At 26.1% G+C, this 20,336-nt stretch carries 20 protein-coding genes; all 20 read left to right on the plus strand.

Annotation, left to right across the window (positions count from 1 at the left end; translation table 11 throughout):
* The first annotated feature begins 217 nt into the window (after nt 1-217).
* The 20 genes from plsX to RWJ08_RS00885 all read left to right on the plus strand — a co-directional run bounded on the left by plsX (nt 218) and on the right by RWJ08_RS00885 (nt 20,328).
* Entirely contained in the window at nt 218-1,210 is a 993-nt protein-coding gene (gene plsX / locus RWJ08_RS00790; protein ID WP_313960756.1) for a phosphate acyltransferase PlsX, read from the plus strand.
* A gap of 2 nt (nt 1,211-1,212) precedes the next feature.
* The gene (locus RWJ08_RS00795; protein ID WP_009372380.1) at nt 1,213-1,434 is read left to right on the plus strand and encodes an acyl carrier protein; all 222 of its coding nucleotides are present in this window, start codon (nt 1,213-1,215) and stop codon (nt 1,432-1,434) included.
* Between the two features lie 11 nt (nt 1,435-1,445).
* Nucleotides 1,446-2,162, plus strand: coding sequence for a ribonuclease III (gene rnc / locus RWJ08_RS00800; protein WP_009354264.1), 717 nt, complete (start codon nt 1,446-1,448; stop codon nt 2,160-2,162).
* A complete protein-coding gene (locus RWJ08_RS00805) occupies nt 2,155-3,234 on the plus strand; it encodes a radical SAM protein (RefSeq protein WP_313960757.1) in 1,080 nt (359 codons plus the stop codon). Before rnc ends, RWJ08_RS00805 begins: the two co-directional genes overlap by 8 nt.
* Nucleotides 3,224-6,760 carry a chromosome segregation protein SMC gene (smc, locus tag RWJ08_RS00810; protein WP_313960758.1) on the plus strand — a complete coding sequence of 1,179 codons (3,537 nt, stop codon included), beginning with the start codon at nt 3,224-3,226 and terminating at the stop codon, nt 6,758-6,760. The genes RWJ08_RS00805 and smc overlap by 11 nt, the downstream gene beginning before the upstream one ends.
* 1 nt (nt 6,761) lies before the next feature.
* Nucleotides 6,762-7,742, plus strand: a complete 981-nt coding sequence (ftsY, locus tag RWJ08_RS00815; protein WP_313960759.1) for a signal recognition particle-docking protein FtsY — start codon at nt 6,762-6,764, stop codon at nt 7,740-7,742.
* Between the two features lie 128 nt (nt 7,743-7,870).
* Nucleotides 7,871-8,224, plus strand: coding sequence for a YlxM family DNA-binding protein (ylxM, locus tag RWJ08_RS00820; protein WP_313960760.1), 354 nt, complete (start codon nt 7,871-7,873; stop codon nt 8,222-8,224).
* A gap of 12 nt (nt 8,225-8,236) precedes the next feature.
* Nucleotides 8,237-9,580, plus strand: a complete 1,344-nt coding sequence (ffh, locus tag RWJ08_RS00825; RefSeq protein ID WP_029949038.1) for a signal recognition particle protein — start codon at nt 8,237-8,239, stop codon at nt 9,578-9,580.
* 17 nt (nt 9,581-9,597) lie between these two features.
* Nucleotides 9,598-9,852 (plus strand): 30S ribosomal protein S16, encoded by a 255-nt coding sequence (rpsP, locus tag RWJ08_RS00830; protein ID WP_004833375.1) that lies wholly within the window; start codon nt 9,598-9,600, stop codon nt 9,850-9,852.
* 11 nt (nt 9,853-9,863) lie between these two features.
* Nucleotides 9,864-10,091, plus strand: coding sequence for a KH domain-containing protein (locus RWJ08_RS00835; protein ID WP_009372714.1), 228 nt, complete (start codon nt 9,864-9,866; stop codon nt 10,089-10,091).
* A gap of 4 nt (nt 10,092-10,095) precedes the next feature.
* Nucleotides 10,096-10,596, plus strand: a complete 501-nt coding sequence (rimM, locus tag RWJ08_RS00840) for a ribosome maturation factor RimM (protein WP_313960761.1) — start codon at nt 10,096-10,098, stop codon at nt 10,594-10,596.
* Entirely contained in the window at nt 10,589-11,281 is a 693-nt protein-coding gene (gene trmD, locus RWJ08_RS00845) for a tRNA (guanosine(37)-N1)-methyltransferase TrmD (RefSeq protein ID WP_041953910.1), read from the plus strand. Before rimM ends, trmD begins: the two co-directional genes overlap by 8 nt.
* Before the next feature lie 58 nt (nt 11,282-11,339).
* Nucleotides 11,340-11,687, plus strand: coding sequence for a 50S ribosomal protein L19 (gene rplS / locus RWJ08_RS00850; protein ID WP_004833379.1), 348 nt, complete (start codon nt 11,340-11,342; stop codon nt 11,685-11,687).
* Nucleotides 11,688-11,740: 53 nt separating this feature from the next.
* Complete coding sequence (locus tag RWJ08_RS00855; RefSeq protein WP_313960762.1) at nt 11,741-13,027, plus strand: replication-associated recombination protein A; 1,287 nt, start codon at nt 11,741-11,743, stop codon at nt 13,025-13,027.
* 1 nt (nt 13,028) lies between these two features.
* Nucleotides 13,029-14,414, plus strand: a complete 1,386-nt coding sequence (gene asnS, locus RWJ08_RS00860) for an asparagine--tRNA ligase (RefSeq protein ID WP_313960763.1) — start codon at nt 13,029-13,031, stop codon at nt 14,412-14,414.
* Nucleotides 14,415-14,613: 199 nt separating this feature from the next.
* Nucleotides 14,614-15,234 (plus strand): helix-hairpin-helix domain-containing protein, encoded by a 621-nt coding sequence (locus tag RWJ08_RS00865; RefSeq protein WP_313960764.1) that lies wholly within the window; start codon nt 14,614-14,616, stop codon nt 15,232-15,234.
* A 9-nt stretch (nt 15,235-15,243) separates the two neighbouring features.
* A complete protein-coding gene (gene selD / locus RWJ08_RS00870) occupies nt 15,244-16,299 on the plus strand; it encodes a selenide, water dikinase SelD (RefSeq protein WP_313960765.1) in 1,056 nt (351 codons plus the stop codon).
* 35 nt (nt 16,300-16,334) lie between these two features.
* Nucleotides 16,335-17,723 carry an L-seryl-tRNA(Sec) selenium transferase gene (gene selA, locus RWJ08_RS00875; RefSeq protein WP_313960766.1) on the plus strand — a complete coding sequence of 463 codons (1,389 nt, stop codon included), beginning with the start codon at nt 16,335-16,337 and terminating at the stop codon, nt 17,721-17,723.
* A 1-nt stretch (nt 17,724) separates the two neighbouring features.
* Nucleotides 17,725-19,629 (plus strand): selenocysteine-specific translation elongation factor, encoded by a 1,905-nt coding sequence (gene selB / locus RWJ08_RS00880; protein WP_313960767.1) that lies wholly within the window; start codon nt 17,725-17,727, stop codon nt 19,627-19,629.
* Nucleotides 19,630-19,638: 9 nt separating this feature from the next.
* A complete protein-coding gene (locus RWJ08_RS00885; RefSeq protein ID WP_009372600.1) occupies nt 19,639-20,328 on the plus strand; it encodes a response regulator transcription factor in 690 nt (229 codons plus the stop codon).
* Nucleotides 20,329-20,336: the final 8 nt, after the last annotated feature.

Raw genomic sequence — 20,336 nt, forward strand, 5'->3', positions numbered from 1 at the left:
ATTTTATGTTTACTGTTTTTTTATTGTGACACAACAAGGTCCCCAGTTACCCAGCCAATTTGAAACATCATGGAGAAGTGGGTTCTTTTTTATAAATGATGGTATATGTTTTTTAAAATTTTCATAAAAAATTATTTTAAATACGGTTATAATGCAAAATATTTGTATAAAATGTGTAAATATGATATACTAAATTGAATTAATATTGGAGGTAATTATGAAAATAATAGTTGATTTATTAGGATCAGACAAAGGAGCTGAAACTATTTTTAATGGAGTAATCGAAACAAGTAAATTCCTTAAAGATTTATCTTTTATAGTTATTGGACCAAAAAAAATAATAGAAAAAATAAATATTGATAATGATTTAAAAAATAGATTAGAAATAATCGATACTGAAGAATATATTCTAAATACTGAAGAACCAACTTTTGCGGTAAGGAGAAAGAAAGATGCTTCTATAGTTTTAGGAATGAAATTATTAGATAATGGGGAAGCTGACGGATTAATTTCTTTCGGAAGTACTGGAGCTGTACTTGTTTCAGGACTTCTTATTGCAAAAAGAATGGAAAATGTAGAAAGACCTGCACTAACAATAACTTTACCAACAAATAAAGGAAAAATGATTTTACTAGATATTGGTGCTAATATCGAGTGTACTGTTGAAATATTAAAGCAATTTGCAATAATGGGGAATATATATGCTAAAGAAACATTAAATAAACAAATCCCAAAAGTTGCATTATTAAACATAGGCAGTGAAAATGGAAAAGGTACAAAAATTTTAAAAGAGACATATTCTGTTTTAGAAAAAGAGGACATGAACTTTGTTGGTAATATCGAATCTAGAGATATTTTTAATGGCGAAGTTGATGTAGTAGTATGTGATGGATTTCATGGAAATGTTTTGCTTAAGACTATTGAAGGTTCTGTAAAGTTTATACTTACTAATATGAAAAAAGCATTAATGTCATCTTTTTTAGGGAAAATTGGTGGTATGTTAATAAAGTCACCAATGATAAAATTAAAGAAAACTTTAGATTATAAAGAGTATGGTGCTTGTCCTATGTTAGGATTAAAAAGGGTTGTATTTAAAGGGCATGGTAGTAGTGATGAAAAAGCAGTTGTTTCTGGTATAACTTCAATGGTTGATTATATAAATAAAGACATAAATAAAAAAATTGAAGCAAAAATTGAGAAAGGAGATTAGTAATGGTTTTCGAAAAGATAAAAGAATTTTTACAAAATGCGTTTAAAGGTAAGGAAATAAATTTAGATACTAAATTTAGAGAGGATTTACAAGCGGATTCTATAAAAATATTAAGTGTAATTATGGATATTGAAGATGAATATAATCTGGAATTAGATGAGGATACAATTCGTTCAATTGTTACTGTAAGAGACTTAGTAGAATATATTGAGAATAATATATAAGAGGTAATTATATGATTACTAAAGAAAGAGAAGAATTGTTATCCGAATTGATGGAAAATATTGGTTATAAATTTAAGGATTTAGATTTACTTAACTTAGCATTTGTTCATAGATCATACTTAAATGAATGCAAAGATGTTACTGTTTCTAATGAAAGATTAGAATTTTTAGGGGATGTTATTTTAGGTTTTGTGGTAAGTGTTGAATTATATAGCCAATTTCCAAATTCAGATGAAGGTTATTTAACTAAAATAAGAAGTAAAGTTGTTTGTGAAGAATCTTTTTCATATGCGGCAAGGACTTTTAATTTAGGTAAATATCTTTTATTAGGAAAAGGTGAAGATCATTTCGGTGGAAGAGATAGAAATAGTATATTAGCTGATACTTTTGAAGCCCTTTTTGGAGCTTTATACCTTGATGGTGGTATGGATGTTGTTATTGAAATAGCTAATAAATATTTTTTTGACACTGTAGTTTATAAAATTAATAAAAATATTTTTATAAAAGACTATAAAAGCTATCTGCAAGAATATTTTCATAAGAATGCTTCAACAAAAATCAATTATACACTTGTAGCAGAACGTGGTCCAGATCATGACAAAGAATTTGATATGTGTGTAAATGTTGATGATATTGTTAAGGGATATGGTACTGGAAAAAATAAAAAACAAGCTGAACAACAAGCAGCCAGAGATGCATTAATAAAAACTGGAGCTATTAGTGAATAAGTGTAATATAATTCCAATTTTTGTTCCACATATGGGATGTCCTCATAACTGTATATTTTGTAATCAAAGAAAGATAACAAATTTTGTTGATGTTCTTGATGAAGTTGATATACGTAAAAATATAGAAAACTATATTTCATATTTTAAGAATAAAAATATTCCTATTGAAATTGCATTTTATGGAGGCAGTTTTACAGGATTAGATAAGAATTTAATGATTAGATACCTTGAAATAGCAAAATATTATATTGATATAGACTTTGTAAATTCTATAAGAATATCAACAAGGCCAGATTATATTAGTAAGGAAATTCTTGATATTTTAATTAAATACAAGGTTCATACAATTGAATTAGGTGTCCAATCTATGACTCAGAGTACTTTGGATTTAAATAACAGAGGTCATAATGTAGAATGTGTTTATGAGTCATCATCTCTTATAAAAAAATATAATATCAAATTAGGATTACAAATGATGGTTGGACTCTATGGAGATACCATAGATACAGTAGTAAACACTGCTTTTGAAATATGTAAAATAAGCCCAGATTTTGTTAGAGTGTATCCTACACTTACTATAAAAGATACAGAATTGGAAAGACTTTATTATTCTAAAGAATATATACCAATGAGTCTTGAAGATTCTATTTGTTTGTGTAAATATATTTATGTTATTTTTAAATATTACAATATTCCTATTATAAGACTTGGATTACAGAGTAGTGATAACATTTCTGAAGATGTAGATATAGTTGCTGGACCATATCATCCTGCATTTAGAGAACTTGTTGAAAGTTCAGTTTATAGGGATTTTATAGAGTATTATATGTGTTTTTTTGATATTAAATATGATATTACTATTAAATGTAACAATTCAGAAGTTTCAAAAATTGTTGGAAATAAAAGATCAAATTTAAAATATTTTAAAGAAAAATATAATATTAATATAAAAATAAAAACTCTTACATTTGAGGAAAATATTTTAAAATTTAATGAAAATATAGTTTATATGAATGATTTTATAGATTATTATTTTAATAAGAATATTTTAAGGAGAATTAATGAGACTTAAGAGCATTGAAATAAATGGTTTTAAATCATTTGCTGATAAGATAAAATTAGATTTTGAAACTAATATAACAGCGATAATTGGACCAAACGGGAGTGGAAAAAGTAATGTTGCCGATGCTGTTAGATGGGTTTTAGGAGAACAAAGCGCTAAGACCTTAAGAGGTAGCAAAATGGAAGATGTTATTTTTTCCGGAACAGATACCAAAATTAAAAAAAATTATTCAACTGTTAGTATAACTTTTGATAATTCAGATAATGTAATACCTATCGATTTTAAAGAAGTAACAATTTCAAGAAAATTATATAGAACTGGTGAAAGTGATTATTTTATAAACAAATCCAATGTAAGATTGAAAGAGGTTAGAGAATTATTTTTAGATACTGGTATAGGAAGAGAAGGTTATTCAATAATCGGTCAAGGTAGAATTGAAGAAATTATAAATGGAAAGTCAGAGGATAGAAGAGCCATTTTTGAAGAAGCTTCAGGTATTTCAAAAATTAAATACCAAAAAAACGAATCACAAAAGAAGTTATTCAAAGCTAAAGATAATTTAACAAGATTAAGAGATATAATTATTCAAAATGAAAATAGATATGGCTTTTTAAAAGGACAATCTACTAAGGCTAAAAAAGGTATTGCTCTATTAGAGAACATTGAAAAAGCTGAATTTTCTATTTCATATAAAGATTATAACAATTTAAACAGTAATTTTAATAAATTTTCAGAAAATTTAGAAATCAATAAAGAAGAATTACTTGATATAAATAAAGAATTTGAAAATGTAAAATTAAAAATTTCACCATTAAAAGAGGAACTCAATAATATAACTAATGTTATTGAAAAAGACTCTGCTCAATTGGATAGAATAAATAACAAAAAAAATGATATTACTAATAAAAAAAATGTTTTAATTGAAAGAAATAAGTTTATAAGATTAAATAATGAACAATCCTTAAAATTAAAACAGGAGTATATCGATAATTTAGAAAAAATTAATCTTGAAATATCAGAACAAGAAAAAAGAATTTCTGAAAAAAATTCGATTTTAAAAAACTATATCGATGACAAAAATAAGGTAAAGAATGAATTATCAAAAAGCAAAGAACTTTTGAGTTCTAAAGTTCAAATTCTAGATAAATTCTTCCTAGAAAAAGAGGAACTTGAAAATAAAATTAGCGATTTAGAAACTGAAAAAAGAGCTAATGAAATTATAACTGATAGCATAAAAAAGAAAATTGAAGAAAATACTGAAGAAGTAACTAAATTAAATATTGAAAAAGAAAATATAGAAAAAAAATTATCTAAGAATAACTCACTTTTAAAATCAAATAATCAAAAAGTACAAAATATTGATTTAACTATTTATGAAAAGAGACAACTTATATCAGAATTAGAAAAAGAACTTATTTCTTTAAATAATCAGGTTTCTAATATTAATAATGAGATAAATTATAAGAATAAAGAAATTATTATGTTAAAAAATTATATTAGAAATTATGAAGGATATGGTAAATCAGTTCAAGATTTATTTAAACTTTGCGATAGAGAAACTGAGTTAAAGTCGATGATTTGTGGGACCTTGGGAGAACTTATTTCTGTTGAAGAGAAGTATAAAAAAGCAATTGATACTGTTTTATCTTCAAATTTACAAGGTATTGTTGTTCATAATGATTTAGAAGCTAAAAAAATAATTGAGAAAATAAAAACTAATAAAATTGGAAGACTAAATTTCTTTCCTATTTCAAAAATATTTTCTACAAAAGAGCGTGGTAATATTACAGATTCAGACATATTATCTTTTGCTAATGATGTAATAACTTGTAATGATGATTATAGAAATATAGTCGATTATTTCTTAGCGAATACTGTAATATGTGAAAATATGGATATCGCAATAAAATTATCTAACAAGTTTAAACATAAATTTAGAATAGTTACGCTAGATGGTGATGTTATAAATAGTTGGGGTTCCATTTCCGGAGGATATAAATCTAGTAAAAATTCTTTTTCTATAATTGGTAGGAAACAGCAGTTAGCAAAAGCTTTATCGGATATTGAAAATTTAGAAACTAGCTTAAAGAATAATATAAATAGAATTTCTGGTGTAAAAACTGATTTACAGTCAAATAAAGAAAAATTAGATAATCTGAAAAGTGAAAAAGAAGATGTAAAATTAAAAATTGATTCTTTGCAAAAGCTTATCTATTTAAATGAATTTGATATAAGAAAAATTTCTGAAAAAATTGACGAGATAGATAATTACAAAGAAAATCATCAAGGTTTTACTTCTGATAAAGAAAAAAAGTTAATTCTTTATAAGGAAAAAAGTATTCTTATAGATGATGAAATTAATAAATACAATTTAGAAATAAATGAATTAAAGAATCTTATTTTAGAATTGGAAAAAAATGAAATAATTATTATAAATAATTTAGATTCAATTGAAAGAGATATAAATATTTTAGATAATTCAAAAAATATTTTGTTAGAAAATAAGAATTCTAATGAGAGTAAACTTAAGCTAAAGGAATCAGAGTTAATAGAATCCGAGTTACAACTAAAGAATAATTTATCCGAAATAGAATTGATAGAACAACTTAATGTAGAATTTAATTTAAAGACTGATGAATTAACTAATTCCATTAGTACAAATACTCATTTGAGGAAAAAGCTCATATTAGATAATGAAGAAATTTCAAAAAGATATTCTGAATTAAGTGAAAAATCTTTAACTTTAGAAAAAGAAATTGAGAAAAATGAACTTAGGATATCAAATTTAAAAGAACAATTTTCAAATTTAATCAATAGACTTTGCGATGAGTATTCTTTAACTTTGGAAGATTGCGAAAGAAAAATGGAATTATATAAGAATGAGCATTTTACTAAAGAAGAATTAAAAAGACTAAAAGAAGATTTAAGAGAATTAGGTTCTTTTAGTTATGATTCCATAGAAGAGTTTGAAAAGGTAAAAAATGAACTTGAATTTCAAAAAAATCAAGAGATAGATTTACAAAATTCTATAGAAGATATAAATAAAATTATATTGAAATTAGAAAATACTATGAAAAAGACTTTTATTAATGAATTCAAAACTATTAATGAGAATTTTTCAAATATTTTTAAAATTTTATTTAACGGTGGAGAAGCTAAACTTGAACTTGACAGTGAAGACATTTTAAATTGTGGAATAGATATTATAGCTAAACCCGTAGGAAAGAAGATGCAAACTTTGTCATTAATGTCTGGAGGAGAAAAATCACTAACAGCAGTAGCGCTTTTATTTGCGATTTTTGAAACAAGACCATCTCCGTTCTGTATTTTAGATGAAGTTGATGCTGCATTAGATGATTCTAATATATTAAGATATGTTGAGTATTTGAAGAATTATTTAACGGAAACTCAATTTATAATGATAACTCATAGAAAACCTACTATGGAAATGGCAGATATGATTTATGGTGTAACTATGGAACAAAAGGGAGTTAGTAAAATAGTTTCTATGACTTTTAATAAGGAGAATGAATAATATGTTTAATTTTTTTGGAAAGAAAAAAGAAGAAAATGAAGCCGAAGAAGTTGTTGAAAAAAAACAGAATTTTTTTGAAAGATTAAAAAAAGGTTTAACAAACACAAGAAATAATTTATCTAGCAAGATAGATAACTTACTATCTATGTCAAAAAAAATTGATGAAGAATTATTTGAAGAATTGGAATATATTTTAGTATCTGCTGACATTGGCGCAAATGTTACAATAGAACTAATAGATGATTTAAAAGAAATTGTTAAAAAGGAAAAAATTACTGAACCGTCTTTAATCAAAGACAAATTAATTGAGCTTATGAACTCAAAGTTAGCTTCAAAAGAATTAAATCACGATTTTAATATTATAGATGGTGTACCAACCATTATACTAGTTGTTGGAGTAAATGGTGTCGGGAAAACAACGTCTATAGGAAAATTAGCAAGTAAATTCAAGTCAAAAGGTAAGAATGTAATGCTTGTTGCTGCAGATACTTTTAGAGCAGCAGCAACTGAACAACTTACTGAATGGGCCAATAGATCAGGTGTTCCAATAATTTCAAATGAAGAAGGAGCTGATCCAGCATCTGTTGTATATGATGGAATTCAAAGTGCAAAGAGTAAAAATATAGATGTTCTAATTTGTGACACTGCTGGAAGACTTCATAATAAGAAAAATTTAATGAATGAGTTGAATAAGATTGCCAGAGTAATAGATAGAGAATATCCTGAAGCGAATAAGGAAACAACACTTGTCCTTGATGCAACAACTGGACAAAATGCTATTATTCAAGCTAAAGAATTTAGGGAAACAGCAAATATAGATGGTGTAATTTTAACAAAATTAGATGGAACTGCTAAAGGTGGTGTTGTTTTTACAATTCAACTTGAAATGCAAATTCCGGTTAAACAAATAGGAATTGGAGAACAAATAGATGATTTACAAGATTACAATGATGAAGACTTTGTAAATGCAATATTTAATTAATAAAAATTAGCGTTGAAAAATACGCTAATTTTTTTAAAAAAATTTTTTAATAAAAGTATTGACAAATATGTATATAATGGTATAATATAAAGGTCAAGAAAAAAACTTGACCCATTTAAGAGGTGATTATGGAAAAAATAGTTGAGATAGCTGTTCTGTTTGATTATTATGGCAAACTTCTTAGCGAGAAGCAATATAAAGTTGTTGATCAATATTGTAATGAAGATTTGTCTCTTAGAGAAATTGCTGAATTAAATGGAATTTCTAAACAAGGTATATCAGATATTTTAAGTAGAGCAGAAAAAAAATTAAGATTTTATGAAAATGAATTAAAATTAATTTCTAAATTTGAAAAAATAAATAGTAGTCTAAGAGAAATTAGTTTATTAATTGAAAAATCAAAAATAGAAGATTCTTCTTTACAGAGTATTCTTGATATTATTCAAAAGAAAAATAATGAAATTATAGAAAATGATTTATAGGAAGTGACAGGAATGATATTTGAGAATTTATCCGAAAAACTTCAAGGAGCATTAAATAAATTAAGAGGTAAGGGAAAATTATCTGAAAAAGATGTAGACCTTGCAATGAGAGAAGTTAAACTTGCACTTTTAGAATCTGATGTAAATTTCAAAGTTGTTAAACAGTTTATAAATAATGTGAAAGAAAGAGCAATTGGTAAAGAAGTTATGGAGAGTTTAACTCCTGCACAACAAGTTATCAAAATTGTAAATGAAGAACTTACTGCTCTTATGGGAAAAAAAGAAGAGAAAATTCAAATTGACTCTAATCCTCCGACTGTTATTATGCTTTGTGGTTTACAAGGTGCAGGTAAAACTACGCATGCTGGAAAACTTGCGAGATACTTTATAAAACAAAATAAAAGACCTCTACTAGTAGCATGTGATGTTTATAGACCAGCAGCAATAAAGCAATTGCAAGTTGTTGGTAAATCAGTTGATGTTCCAGTATTTACTATTGACGATTGTAAAGATGTTACTAAAATAGCAAATGAATCAATTAAATTTGCAAATTCCAATTCAAAAGATATAGTTATTTTAGACACCGCTGGTAGACTACACATAGATGATGTACTTATGGAAGAATTAAAATCTATTAAATCATCAGTTAGTCCAATAGAAATTTTATTAGTAGTAGATTCTATGACAGGACAAGATGCTGTAAATGTTGCTGAAAGTTTTAATAATGAATTAGACATTACCGGAGTGATAATGACTAAATTAGACGGAGACGCGAGAGGGGGAGCTGCTTTATCTATTAAGGCTATCACAGGAAAACCCATTAAATTTATTGGTGTAGGTGAAAAGCTTGATGATTTAGAGCAATTTTATCCTGATAGAATGGCATCTAGAATTTTAGGAATGGGAGATATTTTATCTGTAATAGATAAAGTTCAGAAGCAATTTGATTTGAAGCAGACAAAAGAACTTGAAGAAAAAATTAGAAAGCAAAGTTTTACATTGGATGATTTTTTAAGTCAAATGCAACAGGTTAGAAATATGGGACCGTTACAAGATTTACTTTCTATGATGCCCGGGGTGAACTCTAAAATGCTAAAAGATGTTAACATTGATGAAAAAGAGCTTGATAAAATTGAAGCAATGATTTTATCAATGACAAAAAAAGAAAGAGAAAATCCGGATATTATTGATAATTCTAGAAAGCAAAGAATTGTAAAAGGTTCAGGAACTAGTATTACAAATCTTAATAAATTGCTTAAGCAATTTAAAGATAGTAAAAAAATGATGAAAAAAATGCAAGACATGACTAAAGGAGCTAAGAAAAAAGGCAAATTCGGTTTACCTTTTTTTAAATAAATTTTAAGGAGGACAATATGGCAGTTAAGATTAGATTAAAGAGAATGGGTTCAAAGAAAAAACCATTTTATAGAATAGTTGTTGCCGATTCAAGAGCACCAAGAGATGGTAAATTTATCGAGGAAATTGGATATTACAATCCATTAACAGAATCAAAAGAAATTAAAGTTGATGCTGAAAAGGTAAATGCTTGGATTAAAAATGGTGCAAAACCAACTGATACGGTAAATAGATTATTTAAAAATAATAACATATATTCTGAAAATAAATAAGGACTGTATATATGAAAGAATTAGTTGAATTTATTGTGAAATCTCTAGTTGATAATCCTGAAAAATTAGTTATAACTACTGAGGAAGAAGGAGAAGTATTAAAGATTTTTATTAAGGCAGATGAAAATGATATTGGAAAAATTATAGGCAAGCAAGGTAAAATTGCTAAAGCTATAAGGACAATTGTTAGATCTGCTGCAATGAAATTAGGTAAAAAGGTAATAATAGAAATAAATTAGTATTATGGAATTTATTGAAGTTGCAAAAATTATAAATGTTCATGGAACAAAAGGTACTGTAAAAATTTATTCATTAACTTCCAATACTGATAGATTTAATGCGGGTTGTATATTTTATATTGATAAAAAAATACCTGTTACTATTAAATCCGTCAGAGAGTTGAGTTCTGATCTTGCTTTGTTAACTTTTAATGAGTATGACAATATAAATCAAGTGTTAGAATTTAAAAATAAAGGACTTTTCATTGAAGAAAGTAATTTATTAGAACTTCCTGAAGATGAATATTATATATATAAACTGATAGGAGTTGATGTATATGATCAAGATAATAAATTTATTGGAAAAATAAAAAATGTTTTGACAACATTGGCTAATGATGTTTATGATATTGATTATAATGGAAAAGATGTATATATACCTGCAGTAAAAGAGTTTATAAAAGATGTTGATATTGAAAAATCTATAATGAAAGTAAGTATAATAGATGGTATGTTAGATGATTAAGATTACAATTTTAACTTTATTTCCAGATTTTATCGATTCAATAAGAAGTTATGGTGTCTTGGGCAAAGCCATTGAAAAAGGCGTTATTGAACTTGAAATTTTGAATATTAGAGATTTTTCTAAAGACAAGCATAATAAAGTTGATGATGAAATATATGGTGGTGGAGCAGGTATGTTGATGACAGTGCAACCTGTTTTTGATGCTATAAAATTTAGTAAAAAGGATAATTCTAAAGTTGTTTTTCTATCTCCGCAGGGAGAAGTTTTAACACAAAATAAATGTAAAGAGTTATCTAAAAAAGAACATTTAATATTTCTATGTGGACATTATGAGGGTATTGATTCCAGAATTATAAATAATTTTGTAGATGAAGAAATTTCTGTAGGTGATTATGTTGTAACAGGAGGAGAAATTCCTGCTATGTTACTTATGGATGCTGTTTGTAGAATGGTTGATGGAGTATTAGGTAATTCAGAAAGTGCTTCTACGGATTCGCATTATAATAACTTGTTACAATATGACGTTTTTACAAGACCTAGAGATTTTAATGGAATTGAAGTTCCAGAAGTTTTACTTAGTGGAAATCATAAAGAAATTGAAAAATGGAGAGAAGAGTCTTCATTAGAAAATACAAAGAAAAAAAGACCTGACTTATATGAAAAGTACATTTTAAAAAAGAAATAGGATGTTCCTCTAGTTTATATAAAATAAATTAAGAACATTGATATTAGGAGGAATTATTATGGATATAATAAAACAAATTGAAAATGAACAATTAAGACAAGAAAAATTTGATTTTAATGTTGGTGATACAGTTGTTATCGGATATAAAATCAAAGAAGGAAATAGAGAAAGAGTTCAAGCTTTTGAAGGAACTGTAATTAAAAAACAAGGAAAGGGCTCAAGAGCAACTTTTACTGTAAGAAGAGTATTACAAGGAGTTGGTGTTGAAAGAACATTCCCAATTCATTCACCAAGAATTGAAAGTTTAAAAGTAATTAGACGTGGTAAAGTAAGACGTGCAAAATTATATTATTTAAGAGACAGAGTAGGTAAGGCTTCAAAAGTTAAAGAATTAAAGAAATATTAAAAATTAAGTACCTCGAGTTTTCGAGGTACTAATTTTATAGAAAAGAGGAAAATATGGATTTATTTAAAATGAATTACAATTTATTTTCTAAATTATCAAAACCATTGGCCGAAAGAATGAGACCAAAGGATTTATCTTTTTTTATTGGTCAAGATAATATAATAAAAAATAATTCTGTGCTAAAAAACATGATAAAAAATAATAGATTTTCGTCAATGATATTATATGGTCCACCAGGATCTGGGAAAACATCACTTGCAAATATTATTTCTAGTACTACTGATAATTATTTTGTAAAAATTTCTGCAGTTACATCTGGAACAAAGGAGATTAAAGAAATAATTGAACTTGCAAAAGATAATTTATCAATGTATAATAAAAGAACTATATTATTTATAGATGAGATACATAGATTCAATAAAATGCAACAAGATTATCTACTAGAATTCGTTGAAAATGGAGATATAATATTTATTGGAGCTACTACAGAAAATCCTGCTTATGAAGTAAATAATGCATTATTATCAAGAGTTATTGTTTTTGAATTACAAGCACTTAGTTTTGAACATTTAAAAGATATAATTGACAATGCTATTTTAAATGATGAAATTTTAAAGAATAAAAAAATAAGCTATACAGAAGATGGCATAAGCTATTTAATAAAAATGTCAAATGGAGATGCAAGAACGGCATTAAATTATCTTGAATTAATTATTGACAATATTGAATCTGAAGATAAAGTTATATCTGAAAATAAAATCAAGAATATTCTTGACAAGGTAAAAGTATATTATGATAAAAATTCAGATAAACATTATAATTTCATTTCTGCTTTTATAAAATCTATGAGAATAGGAGATCCTGATGCTGTTGTTTATTATTTAGCGTCAATGTTAATTTCTGGTGAAGATATCAATTTTATTGCAAGAAGAATGATAATCTTTGCATCAGAAGATATTGGAAATGCAAATCCAAATGCACTGATTTTAGCAAATTCATGTGCAGAATCTGTAAAAAATTTAGGAATGCCTGAAGCAAGGATTATTTTATCACAATGTGCCATTTACCTTGCATGTAGTGAAAAAAGCAACTCATCATACTTAGCTATAAATAAGGCATTAAAATTTATTAAAGAAAATGGACTTGAAGAAGTTCCTATCTTTTTACAAACTTCAAGATCAATATCTAAAAAAAATGAGGAATATAAGTATCCTCACGACTATGAAAATATGGTTACAGGTCAAGAATATTTACCTGAAAAAATTAAAGATATAAAATTTTATAACCCAAAAAATATTGGATATGAAAAAAATTTTTTTGATAAATTAGAGGAGGAATAGAATGTTTTTACTAAAAGATATTTTTGCAAATGAAAAAAATTTTATTGACAAAGAAGTTGAAGTGGCAGGTTGGATAAAAAATAGTCGTTTTAATAATAATATTGGTTTTATAGAGCTTAATGATGGAACAACTTTCAGAGGTATTCAAATTGTAGTTGAATCAAAACTAGATAATTTTCAAACTATATCAAAATTACTGTTACCTTCCGCAATTATAGTTAAAGGTAAAGTTGTTAAAAGTTTAGGTGGAAAACAAAATTTTGAAATTAATGCCTCTGAAATAGTAGTTGAAGGAGAGTCCACTGATAAGTATCCTCTTCAAAAGAAAAGACACACATTTGAATTTTTGAGAACAATCCAACATCTAAGACCAAGAGCAAATACATTTAATGCTGTTTTTAGAGTTAGATCAATTTTAAGCTATGCTCTACATAAATTCTTTTTCGAAAGAGGATTTGTTTATGCACACACACCAATTATAACTGCAAGTGATGCAGAAGGTGCTGGCGAAATGTTTAGAGTGACAAATTTAGATATAGACAATCTACCTAGAACAAATAATGGAGAAGTTGATTTCACTCAAGACTTTTTTTCTAAACCAACAAATTTAACTGTTAGTGGTCAATTAGAAGGTGAAGCATTTGCAATGGCATATAGAAATATCTATACATTTGGACCAACATTCAGAGCTGAAAATTCAAATACTACAAGACACGCTGCTGAATTTTGGATGATTGAACCAGAAATAGCTTTTGCTGATTTAAAAGATGTTATTAAATTATCAGAAGATATGGTTAAATATATTATTAAATTCGTTTTAGAAAATGCTCCTGATGAAATGAAGTTTTTTAATGATTTTATAGATAATGGATTACTCGAAAGATTAAATTCTGTTGTTAATTCAGAATTTAAGGTTATGACATATACTGAAGCAATAGAAATATTAAAATCATCCAAAGAAAATTTCAAATACCCGGTTGAATGGGGAGTTGATTTGAAAACAGAACATGAAAGATATATCTGTGAAAAAATCGTAAAGGGTCCTGTTTTTTTAACAGATTATCCAAAAGAAATAAAAGCATTCTATATGAGATTAAACGATGATAATAAAACTGTTGCAGCAACAGATATGTTAGTTCCAGGTATAGGAGAACTAATAGGAGGAAGTCAAAGAGAAGAAAGACTTGAAATATTAGAACAAAAAATGAAAGATTCAAATATGAATATTGATGATTATTCTTGGTATTTAGACTTAAGAAGATTTGGTGGAACAAAACATGGAGGTTATGGATTAGGATTTGAAAGAATGTTAATGTATTTAACAGGAATGCAAAATATAAGAGATGTATTACCATTCCCAAGAACAGTAGGATTATGTGAATTTTAATATTATAATTTTTAAAATGAGGTGCACTTTGCATCTCATTTTTTTGTAATAATATGCAAGCAAATATTATACATTTATATAATATATTAAAATTATTTAATATATTATATCTTAATTAATTAAAAATAGATTTTTTTGTAATAATATGTTATAATTATAATGTATTTTTATTTCGTAATTGCAATAATTGAGGTGTATTATGTTAAAGAATAAAAAAGATATAATTTTAATTGTATGTATGTTTTTAGGATTAACTGTTCTTGGATTTACTTATAAATATTTAACATCTACTAACGAGAAAAAAGCTGTAGAAAATATTCACAATGAAAGCAAACTCCAAAATGAAGAAAACTCTTCAGAAAATAAAGATCAAAATTCAGAAATATATGTACATATTGATGGAGAAGTAAAAAATCCTGGTGTATATAAGATGAAAATAGGGGATAGAGTTAATGACGCAATTCAAGCAGCAGGTGGATTAACTGAAAATGCTGAAAAAAGTAAAATTAATTTGGCTACAAAACTTAAAGATGAAATGAAAATACATATTTTCAAAATTGGAGAAACTAATGGAAATTCACACAATGAATCTAGAGATGTTGATAATAGCTCCGTTGAAAATAATAGTAAATTAATTAATATTAATACTGCAAGTAAGGAAGAACTTTGTAAATTAACTGGAATAGGAGAGAATAAAGCTAAACTTATAATAGAGTATAGAGAAAAAAAGAAATTTACTAAAATTGAAGATATTACAAAAGTTTCGGGAATTGGAAAGAAAACTTTTGAAAAAATAAAAAATGATATAACAATAGATTAGGAGAAAATAATGAAAGATACTAATTTAAAAGATATAAAATTAACTTCATATGCGAAAACTTCAGGATGAGCAGCTAAAGTTGGTCCAGATATTCTGGACGAGGTATTATCAGGATTGGATAACAGCACTTCAATAAGTGAAGATTTAATTGTAGGAATAGAAACTTCTGATGATGCAGCTGTTTATAAGATTAATAATGAACTAGCATTAATTGAGACTTTAGACTTTTTTACTCCTATAGTTGATGATCCGTATACTTTTGGCAAAATTGCCGCTGCTAATTCTCTTTCAGACGTTTATGCAATGGGTGGAGAACCAACTATGGCGATGAATATTGTATGTTTCCCAAATTGTTTACCTCCAAAGATTTTAACAGAAATATTAAAAGGTGGACTTGAAAAAATGCAAGAAGCTGAATGTTTACTAATTGGAGGACATACTGTTCAAGATGATGAACCGAAATATGGGTTAAGTGTTTCAGGTTTTGTTCATCCTAATAAAGTTTGGAAAAATTCCTCTGCTAGAATTGGTGATATTTTAATTTTAACAAAGCCATTAGGTCTCGGAATAATAAATACTGCTATAAAAGGTGGAGTTGCAACTGAAGAAGAAATTACAGATGCAGTTCATACTATGGAAACTCTTAACAAATACGCAAAAAGATCGATAGAAAATTATACAATTAATTCTTGTACGGATATTACAGGATTTGGATTAATGGGCCATTGTTATGAAATGGCTAAAGGATCAGATACTACTTTTGTACTTGATAGTTCTAACTTACCTATTTTAAAGGGTGCCATAGATTATGCTAATATTGGACTTATTCCTAAAGGTTGCTACGATAATAAAAAATTTGTTGGAAATAACTATATGGTGGAAAAAGAAATAGATGAATCTCTTTTAAATGTAATGTTTAATCCTGAAACATCAGGTGGACTTCTAATTACAGTTCCTGAAAACGAAGTAGTAGATATTCTAAATAATTTAAGAGGTATTCCAACAAGATTTGCTGTTGTTGGTAAAGTTGTAGAAAAAAAAGAAAAATATTTAATAATAAAATAATAATATAATTAAGTAATTTTAAAGTGGAGAAGACTATGAATTTATACAAAATGATACCTAAAGTTGATCAAATATTAGATAATGAAGTAATAAAAGATTTATTAGATAAAAATTCAAAAAGTTTAGTTATGGAATCAATTCATGAAGAACTAGATAATATTCGAAATAATATTTCTAATGGATATGATAAAAATATTATATCAAATAAGATTGAAAATCTAATTGATAACATTAAAGATAATTTAATGAACAAAAAAACATTCAGTTTAAGAAATGTTGTTAATGCATCAGGAGTTGTTATTCATACTAATTTAGGAAGATCTGTTTTAAATAATGAAATTTTTGAAAATATTAAAAAAGTTTCAATCGGATATTCTAATCTTGAATATAATTTAGAAAAAGGAGAACGTGGATCGAGATATTCTCATTTAAGTGAAATTATAAAAAAAATTACCGGGGCAGAAGACTGTATGGTTGTAAATAATAATGCTGCGGCAGTTATGTTGATTCTATCTACAATAGCAAAAGGAAAGAATGTAATTACAAGTAGAAGTGAGCTTGTTGAAATTGGAGGATCGTTTAGAATTCCTGATGTTTGTAGAGAAAGCGGAGCAGAACTAAAAGAAATAGGGACAACCAATAAAACGCATCTTAGAGATTATGAAAATGCCATTGATGAAAATACCGCAGCACTGTTTAAAGTTCATCAAAGTAATTTTAAAATTTTAGGATTTACTGAAGCTGTGTCTTCATTTGAATTAAATAGCTTAAAAGAAAAATATAATATTCCTATTATTGAAGACTTAGGTTCTGGAGTTCTTATAGATTTATCTAAATATGGGTTATCTCATGAACCGACTGTCCAAGAATGTATTAAAAATGGTGTTGATATTGTAAGTTTCAGTGGAGATAAATTGCTTGGTGGGGTTCAAGCAGGTATTATTGTTGGTAAAAAAGAATATATTGAAAAAATGAAAAAAAATCAATTAACTAGAGCTTTAAGAGTTGATAAATTTACTTTGTCAGCATTAGAAGCTGTATTTTCATATTATATTGACGAAGAATTAGCTATTTCAAAGATACCAACATTAAATATGTTAACTATAAAAATTGAGAAACTGTACGATAAAGCCCAAAAACTTATCGAATATTTGGGAGAAAATAACGAATTTTCTTATGAAATTATAGATATCGATTCAGAAGTTGGTGCAGGTTCACTTCCAACTCAAAAATTACCATCAAAGGCTATAAAAGTAATTTCAAAATCATTTACAGAAAATGAATTAGAAGAAAAGTTAAGAAGTAATAAAATTCCAATAATTACAAGAATTTATAAAGGAAATTTAATTTTTGATGTGAGAACAATTTTTGAAAATGAATTTTGTATAATTAAAGATGCATTAAATTCGTTAATAGGAGAATAATATGGATAATAAGAAAAATATTATCGTAGGAACAGCTGGACATATAGATCATGGTAAAACAACTTTAATAAGAGCATTAACCGGAAGAAATACAGATAGATTAAAAGAAGAACAAAATAGAGGTATATCTATTGAATTAGGATTTACTCATTTTGATTTAAATGATGAACTTAGAGTAGGAATTATTGACGTTCCTGGTCATGAAAAGTTCATAAAAAATATGTTATCCGGCGTTTGTGGAATGGATATGATAATTTTAGTTGTAGCTGCTGATGAAGGAATCATGGCTCAAACTAAGGAACATTTAGATATTCTAAATTTAATAGGTATAAAAAATGGAATTATTGCTTTAACAAAATGCGATTTAGTTGATAAAGATTGGATTGAACTTGTTAAATTAGATATAGCTGATGAAGTTTCTGGAACATTTTTAGAAGATGCTAAAATAATAGAAGTATCATCAACTGAAAAAATTGGAATTGATAAACTAAAAGATGAAATAATTAGAATTGTAGATACTTTACCTGAAAAAGATTTAAATTCAAATCCAAGATTATATGTTGATAGATCATTCTCAATAACGGGATTTGGGACTGTTGTTACAGGAACATTAATATCAGGAACACTGAATCTTGATGATGAAATTCTAATTTATCCTTCAAACAAAATAACAAAGGTTAGAAATTTACAAGTACATGACAATAATGTTAATTCGGCTTATTCTGGTCAACGTGTTGCTGTAAATCTCGCAAATATCAGAAAAGAAGATGTTCCAAAGGGTTCAGTACTGGTTCCTAATAACACTTTTACTGAGAGTAGTATTATAGATGTAAAATTAAAGACAATTAATTTACCTTTTGAAATTACTAATAGAACAAGATTTCATTTATATTTAGGTTCCAGTGAAGTTTTATGTAGAGCAATCTTATTAGAAAATGACGTGTTAGAATCAAATAAAGAATATATAGTTCAATTAAGATTGGAAGAACCTATCATTAGTAAAAGAAATGATAGATTTATATTAAGATTATTTTCACCACTATATACTATTGGTGGAGGATATATTATTGATCCAAACGCTACTAAGAAAAAAAGATTTAATAGTTATGATATAGAAAAAATTAAAAATCTTGATAATTGTAATTTCAAAGAATATATATATAATTACATAGATAGATTTAGTGAAAAATTCTATATAGAAAAAAATTATTACAATTTTTTATCAGATTCATCTAAAAATATTTCGAAGTTGATTGACGAATTAATTGAAGAAAATAGAGTTGTTTCATTTGGAAATAATTCTGATAGACTAATTTTATCAGATAGATTTATTAAAAAGTTAATTAAAAATATAACTAAATTTATAGAGAATTTTCAAGAAAAATATCCTAAGAGAATTGGAATTTCAAAAGAGACTATTAAATCAAAATTTTTTGACTCATTAAGCGGAAAAACAAAAAATGAATTTATGAATTACTTAATTTCTGATAAATTCAAAGTTTTAGATGAATATGTTTCTACTTTAGATTTTAATGTTTCACTAGATGATACAGATTTTAAAAATCTTCAAATGATAAAAAATACATTTAATTCAAATAAATTTTTAATTATAAATTTTGAAGATTTTAATTTAGATATGAACATTGAACATTTTAAGGAACTTATTTTGTATTTGATAAGTAATAAAGAGGTTATAAAATTGGATTCAGGTTATATGCTCAGAGAAAATTATGATTTAGCTGTAAATATGATTAGAGAATTTATAATAAGAAATGGAACTATTTCTGTCTCAGATGCGAGAGATTTATTAAATTCTAATAGAAAATCCACTATGGAATTACTTGAATTTTTAGATAAAGAAAAGATAACTTTAAGAAAAGATAATGAAAGAATATTGGTGAAATAGGAGAAGATTATGAAATTAAAAATATTAATGGCTTTACCTACGGATTCACAAATAAATGATTTAATGTATTCGATGACGGAAGATGAAAATTATGAAATAACTAATTCTAATAATATCGAAGATACTATTATTTTAGCTGATCAGAAAAATTTTGATATGATTATTATGGATATGAATTTTAAGGATGGTACAGGATTAGACCTTAAAAGAAAGTTAAATGAATTTTGTGATATTCCTACTATTGTCACTACTACTTTAAAGGATGATATGCAAAAAATTTTAATTTTTGAATATGGAGCTGATGATTATTTAATTTATCCATTTAATATTCTTGAATTAAAAGCAAGAATTAGAGCTATAATGAGAAGATTTGGTCAAAGAAGAACAGATATTGATAACTTAATATTTGCTGATGACTTAGAGTTTAATATAGTAGGAAGAACTGTTAAGCTTAAAGGTGAAGAGGTTGATTTAACTGGAAAAGAATTTGATATTTTATATATAATGGCTATTAATCCTGAAAAAATTTTTAGTAGAGAAGATATTGCTAGAACAGTTTGGAAAGAAGAACGTGTTAGTGATTACAGAAAAATAGATGTTCATATTAGAAGATTAAGAGAAAAAATAAATATGGGTGATGTTACCTATATTCAAACTAAATGGGGAGAAGGCTATTATTATAAAAAAATACAAGGTTAAATAGGAGA

It is taken from the genome of uncultured Parvimonas sp. (assembly GCF_963524015.1).
GTDB lineage: Bacteria > Bacillota > Clostridia > Tissierellales > Peptoniphilaceae > Parvimonas.